This window comes from Clostridium beijerinckii HUN142 (assembly GCF_000621745.1).
Taxonomy (GTDB): Bacteria; Bacillota; Clostridia; order Clostridiales; family Clostridiaceae; genus Clostridium; species Clostridium beijerinckii_A.
This window is the reverse complement of the sequence record NZ_JHXK01000036.1, coordinates 24,266-42,685: the sequence shown is the minus strand read 5'-3', so window position 1 is coordinate 42,685 and position 18,420 is coordinate 24,266. Positions and strand designations below refer to the sequence as shown.

At 30.0% G+C, this 18,420-nt stretch carries 21 protein-coding genes and 1 tRNA gene; 5 read left to right on the top strand and 17 right to left on the bottom strand.

Translation table 11 applies throughout. The annotated features are described in order from the left end of the window. Window positions 1-3 precede the first annotated feature (3 nt). Window positions 4-78, bottom strand: a tRNA-Glu gene (locus T483_RS0116190). A 162-nt stretch (window positions 79-240) separates the two neighbouring features. Then, the gene (locus T483_RS0116185) at window positions 241-807 is read right to left on the bottom strand and encodes a hypothetical protein (RefSeq protein WP_026887788.1); all 567 of its coding nucleotides are present in this window, start codon (window positions 805-807) and stop codon (window positions 241-243) included. 235 nt (window positions 808-1,042) lie between these two features. Here T483_RS0116185 and T483_RS0116180 point away from each other — a divergent pair, with 235 nt between their 5' ends. Next, on the top strand, window positions 1,043-2,287 hold the full coding sequence (locus T483_RS0116180; protein WP_026887787.1) for an NAD(P)/FAD-dependent oxidoreductase: 1,245 nt from the start codon (window positions 1,043-1,045) through the stop codon (window positions 2,285-2,287). Between the two features lie 95 nt (window positions 2,288-2,382). Here the strand turns inward: T483_RS0116180 and T483_RS0116175 are convergent, their stop codons facing one another. The 3 genes from T483_RS0116175 to T483_RS0116165 all read right to left on the bottom strand — a co-directional run bounded on the left by T483_RS0116175 (window position 2,383) and on the right by T483_RS0116165 (window position 5,018). Continuing rightward, complete coding sequence (locus tag T483_RS0116175; RefSeq protein ID WP_026887786.1) at window positions 2,383-3,138, bottom strand: acyl-[acyl-carrier-protein] thioesterase; 756 nt, start codon at window positions 3,136-3,138, stop codon at window positions 2,383-2,385. A 305-nt stretch (window positions 3,139-3,443) separates the two neighbouring features. Next, window positions 3,444-3,626 (bottom strand): DUF1858 domain-containing protein, encoded by a 183-nt coding sequence (locus tag T483_RS0116170; protein WP_012061222.1) that lies wholly within the window; start codon window positions 3,624-3,626, stop codon window positions 3,444-3,446. Between the two features lie 105 nt (window positions 3,627-3,731). After that, entirely contained in the window at window positions 3,732-5,018 is a 1,287-nt protein-coding gene (locus T483_RS0116165) for an adenylosuccinate synthase (protein WP_026887785.1), read from the bottom strand. Between the two features lie 247 nt (window positions 5,019-5,265). On the opposite strand from T483_RS0116165, the gene T483_RS0116160 reads away from it, so the two are divergent. Beyond that, window positions 5,266-6,441 carry an NAD(P)-dependent malic enzyme gene (locus tag T483_RS0116160; RefSeq protein ID WP_026887784.1) on the top strand — a complete coding sequence of 392 codons (1,176 nt, stop codon included), beginning with the start codon at window positions 5,266-5,268 and terminating at the stop codon, window positions 6,439-6,441. A gap of 362 nt (window positions 6,442-6,803) precedes the next feature. Beyond that, window positions 6,804-7,322, top strand: coding sequence for a hypothetical protein (locus T483_RS0116155; RefSeq protein ID WP_026887783.1), 519 nt, complete (start codon window positions 6,804-6,806; stop codon window positions 7,320-7,322). 79 nt (window positions 7,323-7,401) lie between these two features. Here T483_RS0116155 and proC read toward each other — a convergent pair whose 3' ends face one another. Continuing rightward, the gene (proC, locus tag T483_RS0116150) at window positions 7,402-8,202 is read right to left on the bottom strand and encodes a pyrroline-5-carboxylate reductase (protein ID WP_026887782.1); all 801 of its coding nucleotides are present in this window, start codon (window positions 8,200-8,202) and stop codon (window positions 7,402-7,404) included. Window positions 8,203-8,347: 145 nt separating this feature from the next. Between proC and T483_RS0116145 the strand changes: the two genes are divergently transcribed. Then, entirely contained in the window at window positions 8,348-8,686 is a 339-nt protein-coding gene (locus T483_RS0116145; protein ID WP_026887781.1) for a hypothetical protein, read from the top strand. 106 nt (window positions 8,687-8,792) lie between these two features. Here the strand turns inward: T483_RS0116145 and T483_RS0116140 are convergent, their stop codons facing one another. From T483_RS0116140 to T483_RS0116090, 11 genes are all read right to left on the bottom strand, one after another. Then, the gene (locus tag T483_RS0116140; RefSeq protein WP_026887780.1) at window positions 8,793-10,130 is read right to left on the bottom strand and encodes a replicative DNA helicase; all 1,338 of its coding nucleotides are present in this window, start codon (window positions 10,128-10,130) and stop codon (window positions 8,793-8,795) included. Between the two features lie 135 nt (window positions 10,131-10,265). Next, a complete protein-coding gene (lonC, locus tag T483_RS0116135; protein WP_026887779.1) occupies window positions 10,266-12,161 on the bottom strand; it encodes a Lon family ATP-dependent protease in 1,896 nt (631 codons plus the stop codon). A 12-nt stretch (window positions 12,162-12,173) separates the two neighbouring features. Continuing rightward, entirely contained in the window at window positions 12,174-12,620 is a 447-nt protein-coding gene (gene rplI / locus T483_RS0116130) for a 50S ribosomal protein L9 (RefSeq protein ID WP_026887778.1), read from the bottom strand. Between the two features lie 3 nt (window positions 12,621-12,623). After that, window positions 12,624-14,564: a DHH family phosphoesterase gene (locus tag T483_RS0116125; RefSeq protein WP_026887777.1), complete on the bottom strand. Its 1,941-nt coding sequence runs from the start codon at window positions 14,562-14,564 to the stop codon at window positions 12,624-12,626. Window positions 14,565-14,584: 20 nt separating this feature from the next. Beyond that, window positions 14,585-14,905 carry a MazG-like family protein gene (locus tag T483_RS0116120; RefSeq protein WP_026887776.1) on the bottom strand — a complete coding sequence of 107 codons (321 nt, stop codon included), beginning with the start codon at window positions 14,903-14,905 and terminating at the stop codon, window positions 14,585-14,587. Window positions 14,906-15,083: 178 nt separating this feature from the next. Then, window positions 15,084-15,344 carry a 30S ribosomal protein S18 gene (gene rpsR, locus T483_RS0116115; RefSeq protein WP_012061233.1) on the bottom strand — a complete coding sequence of 87 codons (261 nt, stop codon included), beginning with the start codon at window positions 15,342-15,344 and terminating at the stop codon, window positions 15,084-15,086. A 23-nt stretch (window positions 15,345-15,367) separates the two neighbouring features. Next, window positions 15,368-15,817 carry a single-stranded DNA-binding protein gene (locus tag T483_RS0116110; RefSeq protein ID WP_026887775.1) on the bottom strand — a complete coding sequence of 150 codons (450 nt, stop codon included), beginning with the start codon at window positions 15,815-15,817 and terminating at the stop codon, window positions 15,368-15,370. 13 nt (window positions 15,818-15,830) lie between these two features. Beyond that, window positions 15,831-16,118 (bottom strand): 30S ribosomal protein S6, encoded by a 288-nt coding sequence (gene rpsF, locus T483_RS0116105; RefSeq protein WP_009167635.1) that lies wholly within the window; start codon window positions 16,116-16,118, stop codon window positions 15,831-15,833. 101 nt (window positions 16,119-16,219) lie between these two features. Continuing rightward, entirely contained in the window at window positions 16,220-16,414 is a 195-nt protein-coding gene (locus T483_RS0116100) for a DUF951 domain-containing protein (RefSeq protein ID WP_026887774.1), read from the bottom strand. Next, window positions 16,414-17,337, bottom strand: a complete 924-nt coding sequence (locus T483_RS0116095; protein WP_026887773.1) for a mechanosensitive ion channel family protein — start codon at window positions 17,335-17,337, stop codon at window positions 16,414-16,416. The genes T483_RS0116100 and T483_RS0116095 overlap by 1 nt, the downstream gene beginning before the upstream one ends. A gap of 15 nt (window positions 17,338-17,352) precedes the next feature. After that, the gene (locus T483_RS0116090) at window positions 17,353-17,595 is read right to left on the bottom strand and encodes a DUF3343 domain-containing protein (RefSeq protein WP_026887772.1); all 243 of its coding nucleotides are present in this window, start codon (window positions 17,593-17,595) and stop codon (window positions 17,353-17,355) included. 168 nt (window positions 17,596-17,763) lie between these two features. On the opposite strand from T483_RS0116090, the gene T483_RS0116085 reads away from it, so the two are divergent. Beyond that, window positions 17,764-18,411, top strand: a complete 648-nt coding sequence (locus T483_RS0116085; protein ID WP_026887771.1) for a LysE family translocator — start codon at window positions 17,764-17,766, stop codon at window positions 18,409-18,411. The last annotated feature ends 9 nt before the right edge of the window (window positions 18,412-18,420 follow it).

Sequence of the window (18,420 nt, the reverse complement as noted above, 5' to 3'; positions counted from 1 at the left end):
AAATGGTGACTCCTAGGGGAATCGAACCCCTGTTACCACCGTGAAAGGGTGGTGTCTTAACCGCTTGACCAAGGAGCCATGCTATATTGTCTTTCGCTTAAATGTCTTAACTTTATGTCCTTGAGTTATTCAAGCTGCTGACCACATAGACTATAATACCTAAAATTAGATTCCCTGTCAACACATTTTTTCATTTTTTTTATTTTTATCTTATTTATTTTTACGATAATGGCATTATAACTACATTTCATGGGCTTCTTGAATATAATCTATTGCTTCCTTCAGACTAGATAAAATACCCTTTTTTAAATTAATTTGATCTTCAATGATTTCCATTTCTCCACAACATACCTCTAAAAAATTATCTCTTTCCATCTTATTAATATTTATACTATATCCATTTTTTTTAAAATTTTTTCCTGATGCTCTAACTTCTAAAGGAAATTTATTATTTATAAGTAATAGCATTTCCTTTTCCCATACTTTGCTTTTATGTAGTTTATATTTATCTCTTAAGAGACTTAATTCTTTTATTTCTTCTTTAATTTCTAACTCTAATGACTCATATAACGCATTATAAAAAAGTACTGAGATCCCTCTTTTTAATTTAATCTTTAAAAAATTTCTATTCTTAATTAAAAATTCATCTATCTCATTCTCACTTACACATTCCACATCATTAAAAGAAAAGCTCTTTGCACCACCTACATCTTGATAATTAACCATTATATTATCAAAATTCATTCTTATTACTTTAAATATACCTCCAAAGTATCTTGATTTTTCATTAATAACCTTTACTTTCATACTAAAAATCACCTCATCTTTAGTATTCCTTTCTTTTAGTCTTAATATTACTATGATAAAATTTATTAAAGCGTATTATAAAACATTGAATAATATTATTTGAAACTCTTTATTTTAGTAGTAATCGATGAATTAGTGATATACTTAAAATATTCAGTTTCTTTTGGTTCTGATCAAAAATATATTATTTAATTTTATACGGTCAATAAAACATACATAAGGAGTGATTGTTATAATGATTTATCACGATTTAATAATTGTTGGTGGTGGTGCCTCCGGCCTAATGGCTGCAATAATAGCTAAAGATTTTGGAGTTGATGTAGCAATTGTTGAAGGCAATGATAGAATTGGCAAAAAAATTCTTGTAACTGGCAACGGAAGATGTAATATCACTAATAAAAATATATATCACCCATTTAATTGTTTTCACAGCGAAAATCAAACTTTCTTTAAAACAGCATTAGATAGCTTTACTGTTAAAGATGTTGAAAGTACATTTTTGTCTCTAGGATTGCCACTAATTGAATTAGAAAATGGTAAGATGTATCCCAAGTCCCTTCAAGCCTCTTCCGTAATAGATATATTCAGAATGGCAATAGATGATAGACAAATACCTTTATACACAAATTGCAAAGTTAATTCTATAAGCAAAAAGAGTAACTTCATTTTAAACAGCAGCAATACTGACTTTAAAAACTTTTCTTGCAAAAAACTTATTTTGAGTTGTGGTGGCAAATCTGCTACCAAAACAGGGTCAGATGGTTCTGGTTATAAGCTATGCAAATCTTTGGGTCATAGCATTGTAAGTACACTTCCTGGTATTGTTCAGTTAAAATTAGACTATCCTTACTTAAAAGCTTTATCCGGGATTAAATTTGATGGCTCTGTTTCTCTTCTCGTTAACGATAAAATAGCGCGCACAGAGGTTGGAGAAGTTCTATTCACAGACTACGGAATTTCTGGACCTCCTATAATGCAGTTATCATCTCATGCCTCTAAAGCTCTTTATAGCGGCTCAAAAGTCACTATAAGACTTGATATGTTTCCACATGAAAGCAAAGAAGATGTTGAAAATTTCTTTTCTAGTCATTTTTCTATGTTTAATTACAGAGGCATATCATCTGCATTAATTGGAGTAATAAACAAAAAATTAATTCCTACGATATTAAAAGATGTTGGAATAAAAGACATTCACTTGCCTTGTAGCAATATTGATTGGAAGCACATTAATAAATTAATCGATAGATTTAAAATGTGGGACTTCAATTGCATAGATACTAACGGCTTTCCTAATGCTCAAGTCACTGTAGGAGGTGTAAATACCTCTGAGGTAAACAATATGAGATTGGAATCCAAGCTAGTTAAAGATTTATACTTCTGTGGAGAAATCCTAGACGTTCATGGTGATTGTGGTGGCTTTAATCTTCAATGGGCATGGAGTTCTGGTTATTTAGCTGCAAAATCTGCTGCTAATAGCTAATTATATAACAAAATAATCTAAGTTATTTACTAAAAATAAATGACAGCCACAAAACTTTTAAAGAATTTAAATTTTGTGACTGTCATTTCTAATAATTATTCTTTTATTTTTTCCCACTCACCCTCTAGTAATGTAACAGCAACTCCTTCTCCATTTCTTATAGTATGATATGATTTTAAACTATTTTCATTCACTTTCTTCACAGTTGCAATTGATGATATAACATCCCCGTATTTAGTCTCTTTCTCAAATGTCACTTTAATTCTCCTAAGATTATATCTATTAACAACATCCAGTGGAACAGCTTCAGTTGCCCATTCAATATACTTCACATTATTAACATGATTGTTTGAATCAATGTCACTATACCTAATTCTGAACTCCTTATGATACTGCTCTTCATCAACACGTTCTATTTTATCCATGCTTATATCATAATCTACATCCCCATCTACCCCATAAATATCATACTGTTCGTTCTGTATCCTGATTGGTCTTCTTTTTTTAATATCAATCAAGAAAAATAGTGCAAGAGCTTCTCCGATAATATTGTTTTTCTCATCTCTTATAAAGTACTTTCTCAATCCATAAAACTTTTTAAAACCAATAGGCTGAGTTGTAATGCTTACAGCTTCACCAAACATTGGATATCTATTTATCTTAATATCATATTTATAGAAAACCCATGCACAATCATTTTCTGTGCAATATTGAATTCCACCACCCAAATGCTCCGATTGCTGAGTACCTACATCACAGATAAAATCTACTAAAGATGATAATTTACATCTTAATTTAGCGTCTACTTCATAATAATGTACTTCATATTTCTTTGTAAAACTTTTACTCATATTTATTCATTGCTAATAAAAAATAGTTTTCCTATTCATAAGCATTTTTAGATTAGCTTATTTATCATATACTATTCTTAATTTAACAATATACCTCCCCCTTTAATGTATATTTTTATACTGTTTTTGACTTTATTAAAGCTGTGATCTCAATATAGTATATTTTATCATTTCTTAACGGATAGGAGTTAATATAATTATTAATTTCCGTCTTAATTCTTAAAATAAATGCTTCTAATTACTGTGATATTAGTGCAAATAAAAGAGGATTTTCTAAAAAGAAAATCCCCTAATAAATAATATTATTATCTATTTAATGCTTCTAATAAATCGTCCAAGTTTAATCCGTGAACTGTTGCTGCTTCAGCTATAGTTTCAGCTTGAGCTGATGGACATCCAACACATCCCATTCCAAAACTCATTAGAACTTGAGCTTTAGATTGATCTGCACTAACTACTTCGCCAATTGTCATATCTTTAGTTATCATAATTTCACCTTCTTTAATATAACTTTATATAATTATTGTCTACAATAAAATTATATTTTATACAAAACATAAAGTCAATACCCGAGCATAATACTAAACTATAGATTATATACTATCTATTCTCATTGTTTGATCTCTCTTTGGACCAACTCCAACTATTGAAATCTTAGTATCAGTAAACTCTGAAATTCTAGCTAAATATTTCTTAACATTATCAGGTAATTCATCATAGCTTCTAACATCTGCTACGCTATCATCCCAACCATCAAATTCCTCATATATTGGTTCACATTTAGCTAAATCTTCTAAACTCGCTGGGAAATAATCAATTACTGTATCATTAAACTTGTATCCAACGCATACTTTAATCTTTTCTAATCCTGCTAATGTATCAATTTTTGTAACAGCTAATGAAGTTAATCCACTTACTCTAGCTGCAGTCTTAACTATAACTAAATCTAACCAACCACATCTTCTAGATCTTCCTGTAGTTACACCATATTCATGTCCTTTTTCTCTTATCCAATTTCCGGTTTCATCAAGTAATTCTGTTGGGAATGGTCCTTTACCAACTCTTGTAGTATACGCCTTTGTTATTCCCACAGCATTAGTGATCATATTAGGTCCTATACCAGCCCCACTAGACACCCCTCCAGCAGTTGTATTAGATGAAGTTACATATGGATATGTACCATAATCAATATCTAACAACATTCCTTGAGCACCTTCAAATAAAACAGTTTTATCTGATTTGATTTCATTATAAACTCTAACAGATGTATCTTGAACAAATGGCTTTAATTTTTTAGCAAATTCTAAATATTCTTTTAATATTTCCTCAAAATTTAATGCTTCTCCACCTAATACTTTTGTAATATAAGCATTTTTCATTTCAACATTTTCTTTTAATTTTTCTGCAAAAACATCTTCATGCATTAAATCACAAACTCTAATTCCACATCTTTCAAATTTATCTGTATAACAAGGTCCTATTCCTTTACCTGTAGTACCTATATCATTTTTACCTCTAGCTTTTTCTTTTAATTGATCTAATATTTTATGATATGGCATGATAAGTTGAGCTCTGTCACTTACTACTAACTTTTTAGGTGTAACATTAACTCCTACACCTTCTAAGTATTCTATTTCATCAAATAGAGCCTTTGGATCTACAACTACTCCGTTTCCTATAACATTTAATTTATCATCATACAAAATCCCAGATGGTATTAAGTGTAGTTTATATTCTTTATCGCCAACCACTACAGTGTGACCAGCATTATTTCCACCTTGAAATCTAACAACTACATTAGCTTCTTCTGCTAAATAATCTGTCATCTTTCCTTTTCCTTCATCTCCCCATTGAGCTCCTAAAACAATAAATGCTGACATTTATCTTGCCTCCCTTAATATAAATAAGCTTACATTAGCTTTAATTTTACTTATCAATTTGGAGTAGTATAAAATTCTTTTAATCTCTCCTTTTAAATAGTAGCAAAGTACCTTTCTACGGTCAACTGTATATCGAATATTTTTTTGCTTTTTTTATAAATAATTCGTATAATTGTTTTATATTGTTGTATTTATGCTTATATTTTACTGATATTAAATATATTTAATATATTAAGGAGTGTTTTTAATGAATATTTATGAAGAAGCCTTAAATTTCCACGAAGAAAAAAGAGGCAAGTATGAGATTAAACCTACATGCGAGGTAAAAACTGCTAAGGACTTAAGTCTTGCATATACACCCGGTGTTGCAGAGCCTTGTCGTGAAATACATAAAGATCCATCAAAAGCTTACACATATACTCGTAAATGGAATACGGTTGCTGTTATTTCCGATGGTACTGCAGTTTTAGGCCTTGGAGATATTGGTCCGCTTGCTTCTTTACCTGTCATGGAAGGTAAGAGTATTTTGTTTAAGGAGTTTGGTAATGTGGATGCATTCCCTATAGTTCTAGACACTAAAGATGTAGATGAAATTGTTAATACAGTTGTAAATATCGCTCCAACTCTTGGCGGAATAAACCTAGAAGATATTTCAGCTCCTAGATGTTTCGAAGTTGAAAAAAAATTGAAAGAGAAATTAAATATACCAGTATTTCACGATGACCAACACGGAACAGCTATAGTTGTTTTATCGGGTCTATTGAATGCCTTAAAAATAGTAGGCAAAAAGCTAGAAGATATAAAAGTAATTATAAATGGTGCCGGTTCTGCCGGAACTGCCATATGTAAGTTATTACTTTCTTCCGGGGTTAAAAACATAGTAATGTGTGATATAGATGGCGTAATAAGTAGAGATAAAGATCTAAGCCATAATATTTACATGGAAGAACTAGCTAATATAACTAATCCAAATAATGAAACTGGTACACTTAAAGATGTTATAAAAGGTGCAGATGTGTTTATTGGTGTTTCTGCTCCAAACATAGTTTCTAAAGATATGGTTAAAACTATGAACAAAGATGGAATAATATTTGCCATGGCTAATCCAACTCCTGAAATCTTTCCTGAAGATGCAAAAGAAGCTGGAATTGCAGTGATGGGAACTGGACGTTCAGATTATCCTAATCAAATAAACAATGTATTAGCCTTTCCAGGCGTATTTAGAGGAGCGTTAGATGTAAGAGCTACAGAAATTAATGAAGAGATGAAAGTAGCCGCTGCTTATGCTATTGCAAATGCTATATCGTCCGATGAATTAACTCCTGAAAATATAATTCCAAAAGCATTTGACCTCAAGGTTCAAGCTTTAGTTGCAGAAGCTGTTAAAGATGCTGCAGTTAGAAGTGGAGTTGCTAGTATCTAATATTTTAAGATTTTAATCTTGAAGAATTTATATTAATAAAACCTATAATTGAGCTTATATTTCAATTATAGGTTTTTATTATTTCCTTTCCTAATTAGTTATGTACACAAGAAAAATAAGCTTAGATTTATCCACAAATTCATTTTAACAAAAATTATTCACAAAATTATTTTTAAAATTTATCCACAGAATTTATATTATATAATTATCCACATTATATTGCTATAAATCTTATCCACAAAAAATATTTTTAAATATTATGTTGATAAATATGCACTCTTCATAAAAACACCTAATCCTAGACAATATTAAGTCAGTTAGTTAATATAAAATTAATATTAATCATATTAGGAGTGAATTATATGAATAAATTACTAATCCCTATAGATGATGATACTTTTAAAGCTGAAGTTAGTATAAGATTTAATAATATTTCGGAAGGCTTCGATTCCTTTAAAAATTTTACCCTTATGGCTAATAACATTGAAGATGGAGAGAAGAAGTTTATCAAATTTATAGAATATACTTTCGAAATAAATAATTGTAGCGCTTACATAGATTTTTATATAAATAAAATTTCAGATGAAGATAAAAAAAAGCTTTTTGAGTTAATTCCGGATGAAGATAAAGATATACTAAAATCCCATTTAAATTTTGATAAACATACTGGTGTATTTTTTAAACTTCTTAACAAAGAGCTTATACCATTTTTAGTTCGTTTAAATACACGAGAAACTTTTTTTGTTACTTTTTATTTTACTTATAAACCTATTACTATCTGGGGCAATTATGATTTAAAATTTCCTTGTTTTTTTAATACTCAAAAAGACCTTGAATTTTATTATAATATATTTAAATCTTTTGATTTTAATATATTATAATTTGAAAAATTAAAGTAAATAAAAAGAGATGGTATAGTAAATGATTATAATTATTTACTATACCATCCCTTTTTATTTACTACATACTTTTAGATTTCTCTGCACATTTATTCATAGCCTGTATAACACTATTTCTAAAACCTAATTTCTCTAACTCAACTACTGCATCTATAGTTGTACCAGCCGGTGAACAAACCATATCCTTTAATTCTCCTGGATGCTTTCCTGTTTCTAGAACCATCTTTGATGATCCCAAAACGCTTTGAGATGCCATTTTATAAGCCTTCGCTCTAGGTATTCCTAATTTTACTGCTGCATCTGCCATGGCTTCTATAAACATGAACACATATGCAGGTGATGATCCACATAATGCAATGAATGCGTGAAAATCTTTTTCTTCTAGTTGAACACATTCTCCAAAACTTTCAAAAATCTTAAAACAATAATCTAGCTCATCTTTGGTAACATTTTTATTAGGACATACAGCTGACATTGCTTGACCTACAAGAGCAGGTGTATTTGGCATTGTTCTAATTACTTTAGAATTACAATTAATCCATTCCTCCATGTTATTAATTGTAATTCCTGCTGCTATGGTAATAATCAATTTATTTTCTGTTAATTCCGATCTAATCTCGTTTATCATTTGCTTAAACATAAAAGGTTTAATAGCAAAAATAATAACATCAGATTCTCTTACAACAATTGTACTATCTAAAGTTGTTTTTACTTGAAACTGTTCTTCTAATCTCTTTGAGGAAGACTCAGTTTTGGTCGATACCATTATATCCTCAGCTTTTATAAATCCAGACTTAATAAGACCTCCAACCATCGAACTTCCCATATTACCGCAACCTATAAAACCAATTTTTTTGCTCATATCATAGCCCCCATTAAATATTTTTTGTTATTTATTCAAATTTTATCATTTTATATGAATATCTTAATTATAAACCACCACAATCATAGGATAGCTTGTATTAAAAACTCACAAACTATAATTAAATATGAAGGGAGGAATATATATGAAAGATAATTTTTTAGTATATAATAATTGTTTAATAAGCCCAAAAGAATTCATTAATTCCATGCTATCTCTTGAGCTTGAAGAACAACTTCCTACATGTGAACTTGAAGAATCTTCAGATTTTTATTACATAAATGTAGATTCATTTTATGATAGCAAACATATATTAGAAATATCTTATAAAAATAATTTTTTAATATTAAAAATTATGTTTAATAACAATTCAAAAGAATTTTTGTTTCAACGAATCTTTTATTTATCAAAAGTTGATGTAAGTAATATTTTACTCCATGACTATAAAAGTAGTTTAAAGCTAATAATTCCAAAAGCTGTTTGATAATATTCATAGTAATATTATCCTCATTATTTAAAGATATAAGAAATCTTATATTTATATGAATTTCTTATATCTTTATAATTTAGTTTTACTAATTATTTAAATTTTATTCCTTATGAATCAAATCTAAATTACCAAATTTACTATATTGACCAAGCCAAGCAAGTTTAACAGTTCCAACCGGGCCATTTCTTTGCTTAGCCATTATACACTCACCGATATTTTTATCCTCAGTTTCTTTATTGTAGTATTCATCTCTATATAAAAACATAACTATATCGGCATCTTGCTCTATAGATCCTGATTCTCTTAAGTCAGATAACATCGGTCTATGATCTGCCCTTTGCTCAGGTGCACGCGACAACTGAGATAAGGCTATTACTGGACATTCCATTTCTTTAGCTAATGCTTTAATCGATCTGGAAATTTCAGATACTTCTTGTTGTCTATTATCACTACCAGCTCCTCCAGACATAAGCTGCAAATAGTCTATTACAATTAGATCTATTCCATATTCCATTTTAAGTCTTCTACATTTTGATCTCATTTCCATAACAGTGACACCAGCAGTATCATCTATATAAATTTTTGCCTTTGAAAGTGGGCCTGCAGCCATAGCTATATTTTCCCAGTCCTTATCCTCTAAAGTTCCAGTTCTAAGGCTTAACATATCTACATTAGCTTCTGAACAAAGAAGTTTATATGCTAATTGCTCTTTGGACATTTCCAGAGAAAAGACTACAACGCTTTTATTTTCTCTAAGAGCTGCATGTTCTACAATATTCAGTGCAAATGTTGTTTTACCCATTGAAGGTCTGGCTGCTATTAATATCATATCTCCACTTTGAAATCCAGATGTCTTTGCATCTAGATCAGTAAATCCAGATCCCACACCAGTAATTGTTCCCTTATTGTTAAACAATTTTTCTATTTGCGCAAATCCTCTTTCTAATACATCGCTTAAAGGCTCGAAATCCTTTGATGTCCTTTTTTCAGCTATATTGAATATTTTCTTTTCAGCACTATCTACGACATCTTCTACATTACTTTGATTATTATAACTTTCTTCTATTATTGCAGTTGATGACTTAATGAGCTTTCTCAACGTAGATTTATCAGAAACAATTTTTATATACGCGCTTAAGTTTGCAGTAGTTGGTACAGAAGAACTTATTTCTGTTATATATGTTACCCCTCCGGCCCTCTCAAGCATATCCGAACTCTTCAAATATTCTAATAATGTTAATAGATCTACTGCTATATCACTTCTAAACATTTCTTGTATAGCCTTATATATTACTTTATGACCATCTCTATAAAAATCCTCTTCCTCTAAGCTCTCTAGAACTTTTGCAATAGCATTCTTATCAATAATCATAGATCCTATAACTGATTGTTCCGCTTCTATGCTTTGAGGCAAACTCCTCATAACTGATGCATCCAAGCTTTATTCCTCCTATCTAATTATCAATTGACAATTAATTTCCCCTTCGTCTTTTGTATATCATCATTCTAATTCTATCATTTCTTAGTTACAAAAAAAAGTCTCCTTCACCTTAAGGAGACCTATTTCATTAAATTAGATAAATGCAATATCCATAATTTCTTTTATAGATCTTACAATCCTAACATCTATATCATCAGTATTTAAAGGAATTTCATTTTTATTATCACTTGGAATTAAAACAAGTTTTATTCCCGTTCTTCTAGCTCCGTATATTTTTTCAAATATTCCGCCAACAGGCTTAACCTTTCCTTGAAGTGATATCTCTCCTGTAATAGCCATATCCTGCCTTATAGGTCTATTTAATAATGAACTTATTATACAAATCGTAATGGCCGCACCTGCTGAAGGTCCATCTATTTTTCCTCCACCAACTACATTAACATGAATATCATAATCCTTAATATCTTTGTCGGTTAATCTTCGAATTACTGAAGCAGCATTAAATACAGAATCCTTAGCCATACTTCCTGCTGTATCATTAAATCTAACTATACCATAACCCTTTTTCTTTGCTGGAAAAACCGCAGCTTCAATTTCAATTGTAGATCCTAAAAATCCACTTACACCTAATCCATACACATGCCCAACTTCTCTTTCATTTATATTGCTTAACCTTTCATATGGCGTATATCTTCCAACCGATATTACCTCATCTAAATCTGATAGTTTTATTTCTAAATTATCAACAAATTGTTTAGATCTATGCAATGCATATCCATATGTGTCTGTTAGAATATTTACAGCTTTTCTACCCTCAAACGTATAATTACTTATTTTTTGAGCAACGCCATCTTCTAGTCTTACATTTAATTTTTCAGCTGCATCTTTTACTATAAATACAATATCCTTTGAAGAAAGCGGTTCAAAATACACTTCTGTGCATCTAGATCTTAAAGCTGGATTTATTTCACTTGGACTCTTAGTTGTTGCCCCAATTAAAACGAAATCTGCTGGAGCTCCATTATCAAAAAGATACTTTATATATTTAGGAATTGTTTCATCATCTGGATCATAGTATGATGATGAGAATTCAACTCTTTTATCTTCTAAAACCTTCAAAAGCTTATTTTGAAGCATCGAATCCAATTCCCCAATCTCATCTATAAATAGTATGCCTCCATGTGCCTGTGTAACTAATCCTGGTTTAGGTTCTGGTATCCCAACCTCAGCCAAATCCCTTTTGCTCCCTTGATATATTGGATCGTGCACAGATCCTAGCAATGGGTTTGTTATTTCCCTAGGATCCCATCTTAATGTAGTACCATCAACCTCAATAAATTTAGATTTATCATCAAAAGGTGTAAATGAAAGCTTCTTAACCTCATCTAAAGCTAATCTTGCTGCTGTGGTCTTTCCAACTCCTGGAGGTCCATATAATATTATATGTTGTGGATATGGTGATGAAAGCTTTGATATTAATGATCTTATTGCTCTTTCTTGCCCAACTACTTGATTAAAATCCGTTGGCCTTAAAAAGCTCATAATATTTTTACTAGTAATTCTACTATCTAATTCTATTAAATTATTTAATTTACTGATAGTCTTTTTATTTTCGGAACCCTTTTGCTTGTTTATAACTGAAAGCCTAACTTCATCTATATATTTCTCCTGTTTTTCCATAATAGATTGCTCAACTTGAGATTCAATTTTATTTTGAACATACCTTTTTGCTAATTCATTTGAAATTAATCTAACAGTTCTATCTATAGCCTTTTGTAACTCTTCTTTTTTAGGTATTGTTTTTAGATCCTTACCTTCAGCTAATATAGTATTTAGCGCGAAAATTTTATCGCAAAGATTTGATGATTGAATGAATTTATCTAGTTTAAATCTAACTGTTCTCGCTCTAAATGCGCCTTTGTCGAGTACATTCTTGGTTATAGAAAATAAAGCCTCAATTTGTGACTCTAATGATAAAGTTCCTGAAATAATATCCTGCAATAAGCTTGCGTCATCATATGAATTCAAAATTAATCCTCCTTATTCTTGTGGAACAATAATCACCTTCATTTTAGTACTAACTTCTGGATATAGTTTAATATCAATTTCATATCCGCCTGCTAATTTTATTGTATCCATAACAATTTTCTTTTTATCTATTTCAATCTTATACTGTTCTCTAATTAGTTCTGCAACATCTTTGCTAGTAATTGCACCAAATAATTTCCCACTTTCCCCTGTTTTAGCTTTAATTCTTATTTCTTTTCCCTTTAATTCTTCAGCTAGCTTTTGTGCTGCTTCGAGTTCTGCTAATTTTTGTTTTCTTTCATTTTCTTTTTTATTATTCAAAATATGCATATTTGCAGTACTAGCTTCTTGCGCTAATTTCCTTGGGAATAAAAAATTTCTTGCATATCCGTCTGAAGCCTCAATAATATCACCTTTTTTACCTATCTTTTTAACATCTTGTAATAAAATAACCTTCATAATTTATTCACCTATCCTTAAGTATTTTTTCATTGCTTCTTTTAATTCAATAATTACTTGCTCAATTGTCTTATTTGATATTTTTACGCCAGCAATATTCATATGCCCTCCTCCGCCAAGTGCTTCTAGCACCACTTGAACATTAATATCACCTACTGATCTTCCACTTATATAGATATCACTATTTACTTCACCTAAAACAAAACTTACAGATATTCCAGATATATTTAGCAATTCATCTGCTGCCTTTGCTATAATTACAGTATCAATATTTTTAGGTGTTATAGCAATAGCTGTATTCTCTTTCACTTCAGCAGACTTTATGGTTTCAGCAATAAGTAGATAATCTTCTAAGTCATCTGTAAACATTTTTTTTATTTCTATCGGATCTGCTCCCAATGATTTTAAAAATGATGCAGCATCAAAAGTTCTAACACCAGTTTTAAATGAAAATCCTTTTGTATCCATAAAAATACCTGCAAGCAACCCTTCTGCTTCTGTTCTCGTCAACTTTGGCTTATCAACCATATATTGAATGATTTCTGTAACCATCTCTGATGTAGATGATGCATATACTTCTATATAATTAAGTATATCATGCTCTATCATATCTGGACTTCTCCTATGGTGATCTATTATAACTTTTCTTTGGGCTTTATCTACTAGTGACAAATCAGCAACATAACTCTTATTATGAACATCCACAATGATAACTAATGTTTGACCATCTAAGTCACTTTTTGCCTCTTCCACAGATATGAATAAATCATCATATTTAGACTCCTTATTTAATTTATTCAAAAAGTATCCAATTGCAGTAATATCATTATTTAGTATAATTTTACAATCTCTACCCAATTGTTTAACTACACTAGTTAATCCGACTGCAGATCCAAAGCAATCCATATCCGGGTTTTTGTGCCCTATAATATAGACCTTGCTGCTCTCGCGAATTAATTCACTCAGAGCTCTCGCTATAACTCTCGCTTTAACTTTAGTTCTTTTTTCTATTTCCTTTGTATTTCCACCAAAAAACTTTATATCATCATTAGTTTTAACAACAACTTGGTCTCCGCCTCTACCTAACGCTAACTCTTTAGCTATATTTGCATTATTATAATTTTCAAGAGGGGACATTCCTCCTTTGCCAACACCCATACTTAAAGTAATTTCAATTGAATTTCCCTTATCTATTTTTGATATTACTTCCATTATATTAAACTTATGCTTTATTTCATCTTCAATATACTTATCTTGAACTGACAATACATATTTATTGGTATCATATCTTTTAATCATTGCTTTTAGATTATTGGCATATGCGTTTATTGTTCTTTCAATTTCAGCCACTAAAAGCGGCCTATTATTATCATCGGTTTTATCTAATACTTCTGTAAAATTATCCACCTCTATTAATATTACACTTTCTTGAGTTGTTTCATAATCTATGAGCTTTGTAATGTCATTAAATGATAATAAGTATAAACTTTTTTTATTTTTAGTTTCAATCAAAGTGGCATATACATCGTATAACTTATTTTGTATATTTAACCTTTGATGCAAGTTATTTTCACTCTTTAAAAAATCATCTAGATTTATTCCCCTTGTTATACTTAAAATATTTTTTTCATTATCTTCTTCATCTGATTTTAAAGTGTTAAATAAATTATTGTACCAAACTATTTCCCCATCTTCTTTTATCAATACTAATGGATATATTGACTTTAATGCATTCTCTGATATACCTTTATTTATACTTTTTATAAATTGGTTAAAATCATTTTCCTTTTCCAAGTAATAATTTAAATGGTGGAAATCATCTATTAAGTAGATTACTAGGACAATAATACCTGCACCTGTATAATTATATGCAAATAATACTATTAAAATTGTAATTAGTAATCCGGGCTTAAGCAAACGTTTAAGCATAGTTATCCAATTCATAAAAAGCCTCCTAAGAATATTTAATCTCTTCTGTTACTAATATAACCTTTTAATTTACTTAAGCTTTTGCCTTCTTTTTCAACTTGATCCTCTGCTCTTACCCCTAAATCTAATTTTGATTTTATAGTATGGTCTATATCTACAAATGAATATCCTAACTTATCACCTAGAATATATAGTATAATTATAGCTCCTGAGATACAATCTAAAATAGAATCGCGGGCTACATTGTTGCCCTTTGTTAATAGCCTGAAAAACTCTCCTATTATACAAAGAAGTTGTGCCTTTAAATCTTCTATAATTTTAATGTTCGTCATTATATTAAAATTATCTTTTCTCATAGTCTATCACCTCTCTTAAAACCCTTGTATTCTTATTTTAAATTTTTTTTATGAGTATTGCAAGAATTTATAGTCAATTTACTATATATTTCCATAAACTTGAGAAATTTATCTAATATTAATATTTTTTTATATTAAAAACCCCCTGATTTCTCAGGGGGAATATTATTATTACCATTTATTCTGTTGTAAATGGTAATAATGCTATGTTTCTTGCTCTCTTAATTGAAGATGTTAATTCTCTTTGATGCTTAGCACAAGTTCCAGAAATTCTTCTTGGAAGAATCTTTCCTCTTTCTGTAACATATTTTCTAAGCTTATTTATATCTTTATAGTCGATAAATTCAGCTTTATCTACGCAAAAAGCACAAACTTTTTTTCTAGATCTTCTCATTTTACCGCCAGGTCTTCTACCGTTGTTACCTTCTTCTCTGCTCATTATATTCCCTCCTTACTTAAATTTTAGAAAGGCATATCTCCGTCATCTACTGGAGTTATATCCTCTTCAAATCCACCATTGAACGCATCATTCGCTGGTGCTGAATATTCATTGCTATTACTAAAACTATTTCCTGATGAATTGCTTCCTTTGCTTCCTAAGAATTCAACTCCACCAAATTGATCTGCTACAACTTCAGTAACATATCTCTTAGTTCCGTCTTTCGCATCATAGCTTCTGGTTTGGATTCTACCACTAATAGCCACTTGGCTACCTTTACTCATGTAATTAGCAGTACTTTCAGCTTGTTTGCCCCATACTACTACAGGAACAAAATCAGCTTCTCTTTGGCCAGTCTTTGTATTATATTTATCAACTGCTAATGTTAAGGTTGTTACTGCTGCTCCACTTCCTGGAGTAAATCTTAGTTCTGGATCTTTCGTTAATCTTCCGATTAGAACTACTTTATTCATTTACAACGCCACCTTATACTTGTTCATTAACAATAATATGTCTTATAACACCATCAGTGATTCTGAATATTCTATCTAATTCTCTTGGTAATTCAGGGTTAGCAGTAAAGTTAACTAAAGTATAATAACCTTCACTAACTTTTGAGATTTCGTAAGCAAGCTTTCTCTTACCCCAGAAATCAACATTTTCTACTGTTCCTCCACCATTTTCTATAACACCCTTAAACTTTTCGATGTTAGCTTTTACAGTTTCTTCATCGAATGATGGGTTTAATATAAATATAGTTTCGTACTTTCTCATCAATTTCACCTCCTCCCCTCGGACTAACGGCTATGCTTTGCATAGCAGGGATTACAATTAATGATTATACCATTTAAAAAAGAAAGAATCAAGTTATTTTGCTAACTTTCTGCAGCAATTACTATTTTTTTTGCTTCCTTTTTAAATTTTCCTCTTGGAATCATTACTATTCTAGCGCAGCCAGTACATTTTATCTTTATATCAGCACCTACCCTTATTATTTCAAACTGATTTGATCCACATGGATGTTGCTTTTTCATTTCAACCACATCTCCAAGATTAAAGTTTTCTACCATTATTCCTCCCCCTTCTCTATATTTTCATTGTCTAATTGCTTCTCAGTCATAGATATATTTATTCTGTTTTTATCTAAAGCTAACTTTATTATCATTCTAAGCTCTCTTTCCATTTTCCATTGCATTAATGGCTTTGCATTACCTACTACTCTTATTGTAACCTTTGATACTTCAAGTGCTATGACCCCCGTTATTTCTAAAGATTCACCTATGTATTCTTCGTTTTTGCACTTAAACTCATCACAAGCACTTCTTATAATATCAATTACCTTTTTAATATTTTCCTGTGGCGATATATCTATATCTACCACAAACCTAATATCATTACGTGAATGATTTGTAACTCCACCTATTGATCCATTTGGAATTGAATGTATGTCACCTGTAAAATCTTTAATCACAGTAGCCCTAATTCCTATACTTTTAACAATTCCATTAAAACTGCCTATAGTTACATGATCCCCTACTCCAAATTGATTTTCAAATAAAATAAAAAATCCATTGATTAAATCCTTTATTAGGCTTTGTGCACCAAGACCAACTGCGATACCCCCTATACTTGCGAATGTAAAAGACATACCACCAAATAAAATTGATATTATTGCTGTTATTCCCATGAAATATACTACATATTTTAAAACACTTTTTAAAACTTCCCCTAAAGTTTTTGCTCTTTGAGAATCCAAGGAAATAACTGCATTACTTTCAATTTGCTTCTCAACAAACTTTTTTATTAAATGCTTTCCTATTTTTATAGAAAAATACATTATAATAATTACAACTGCTATTTTAAATGCTTTATTTATTATTAGTTCGATTGATTTAACACTTATTATATCTACTAGTGTACTATTAATATTTGATTTCAATTCTTTTAGAAATTGAAAATCTTCTTCTAATTCTATTAAGTAATTACCATACAATTATAATCCCCCTTCCTATTTACTAATTAAGATATATCCTCCATCATTTCTATAGTATATATTTTTGTATTCTATTAAATCGCTATTTATTACCTTCTCTATATCTACCTTTTTATCAACCCTCACACATATGCCACAACTCATTGTTATGGATGTAGGTGTTGGCATTATTCTAAACACTAAGTCTAATTCTTTTAATCTTTTTTCTGCTGACATTGCATCATATGTATTTTTGAATACTATTATATAATAATTCATATTTACACCACCTGTACTATCTTTATTATAACTTATATTAATATTATATATATTTTTCTCATTTTATAAAGGTTAAGAATACATTCAGATAAAAACTTCATAAATTTAGTGAAATAAATATCTTTTTATTTTATAATTATATAGAAATGCAATAAAAAGGAGAATATAATGTTTTCAGTATTTAACATATTAAAAGCTATATTAATTGGTTTTTTTACAGGTTTTGTTGCCTCTATACCCTTAGGTCCTTCAGGTCTTGAGTCTGTTAGTCGTTCGATATCAAAAGGCTTTCGAGAAGGATTTAAGGTGTCGCTTGGTGCTGTTTCCGCAGATATAACATATATAGTAATTATAAACTTAGGCCTTTTTACAATACTTACCAGAAACCCTAAGTTTCATAGTCTATTTTGGATAGTATCTGGTATTGTTTTAATTTTATCTAATAAAATATCATTTGCACATAAAAAGGTAGGATTTAACTTGGAAAAGCCAATTTATAGGACTTCATCAAATGGGTTTCTAACTGGATTCCTGATAACCTTTCTCAATCCAACTACTCCATCATTATGGATTGCATTAAGTGGAACCATATTCAATGTTTGGAGACATCATGGAAGAATATATTTTATATTTTCAATCTCATCAATGATAATTGGAAGTATAACTTGGTTTTGCTTTCTTAACATTTTAGTAAGTAAAGGTTTTAAGAAATTTAAGCCTGATTTGGTCAATGGCACAACAAAAATATTGGACTACTTCCTCTTTGCTTTGGGTATAATATTTATTATTTGGGGCTTTTATAAATTATTTTTTTAGAGGTGAATA

What these genes read in the sequence shown, in the direction of transcription:
- T483_RS0116185 (WP_026887788.1), bottom strand. Translation starts at nt 807, where the DNA reads ATGAAAGTAAAGGTTATTAATGAAAAATCAAGATACTTTGGAGGTATA.
- T483_RS0116180 (WP_026887787.1), top strand. Translation starts at nt 1,043, where the DNA reads ATGATTTATCACGATTTAATAATTGTTGGTGGTGGTGCCTCCGGCCTA.
- T483_RS0116175 (WP_026887786.1), bottom strand. Translation starts at nt 3,138, where the DNA reads ATGAGTAAAAGTTTTACAAAGAAATATGAAGTACATTATTATGAAGTA.
- T483_RS0116170 (WP_012061222.1), bottom strand. Translation starts at nt 3,626, where the DNA reads ATGATAACTAAAGATATGACAATTGGCGAAGTAGTTAGTGCAGATCAA.
- T483_RS0116165 (WP_026887785.1), bottom strand. Translation starts at nt 5,018, where the DNA reads ATGTCAGCATTTATTGTTTTAGGAGCTCAATGGGGAGATGAAGGAAAA.
- T483_RS0116160 (WP_026887784.1), top strand. Translation starts at nt 5,266, where the DNA reads ATGAATATTTATGAAGAAGCCTTAAATTTCCACGAAGAAAAAAGAGGC.
- T483_RS0116155 (WP_026887783.1), top strand. Translation starts at nt 6,804, where the DNA reads ATGAATAAATTACTAATCCCTATAGATGATGATACTTTTAAAGCTGAA.
- proC (WP_026887782.1), bottom strand. Translation starts at nt 8,202, where the DNA reads ATGAGCAAAAAAATTGGTTTTATAGGTTGCGGTAATATGGGAAGTTCG.
- T483_RS0116145 (WP_026887781.1), top strand. Translation starts at nt 8,348, where the DNA reads ATGAAAGATAATTTTTTAGTATATAATAATTGTTTAATAAGCCCAAAA.
- rplI (WP_026887778.1), bottom strand. Translation starts at nt 12,620, where the DNA reads ATGAAGGTTATTTTATTACAAGATGTTAAAAAGATAGGTAAAAAAGGT.
- T483_RS0116125 (WP_026887777.1), bottom strand. Translation starts at nt 14,564, where the DNA reads ATGAATTGGATAACTATGCTTAAACGTTTGCTTAAGCCCGGATTACTA.
- T483_RS0116120 (WP_026887776.1), bottom strand. Translation starts at nt 14,905, where the DNA reads ATGAGAAAAGATAATTTTAATATAATGACGAACATTAAAATTATAGAA.
- rpsR (WP_012061233.1), bottom strand. Translation starts at nt 15,344, where the DNA reads ATGAGCAGAGAAGAAGGTAACAACGGTAGAAGACCTGGCGGTAAAATG.
- T483_RS0116110 (WP_026887775.1), bottom strand. Translation starts at nt 15,817, where the DNA reads ATGAATAAAGTAGTTCTAATCGGAAGATTAACGAAAGATCCAGAACTA.
- rpsF (WP_009167635.1), bottom strand. Translation starts at nt 16,118, where the DNA reads ATGAGAAAGTACGAAACTATATTTATATTAAACCCATCATTCGATGAA.
- T483_RS0116100 (WP_026887774.1), bottom strand. Translation starts at nt 16,414, where the DNA reads ATGGTAGAAAACTTTAATCTTGGAGATGTGGTTGAAATGAAAAAGCAA.
- T483_RS0116090 (WP_026887772.1), bottom strand. Translation starts at nt 17,595, where the DNA reads ATGAATTATTATATAATAGTATTCAAAAATACATATGATGCAATGTCA.
- T483_RS0116085 (WP_026887771.1), top strand. Translation starts at nt 17,764, where the DNA reads ATGTTTTCAGTATTTAACATATTAAAAGCTATATTAATTGGTTTTTTT.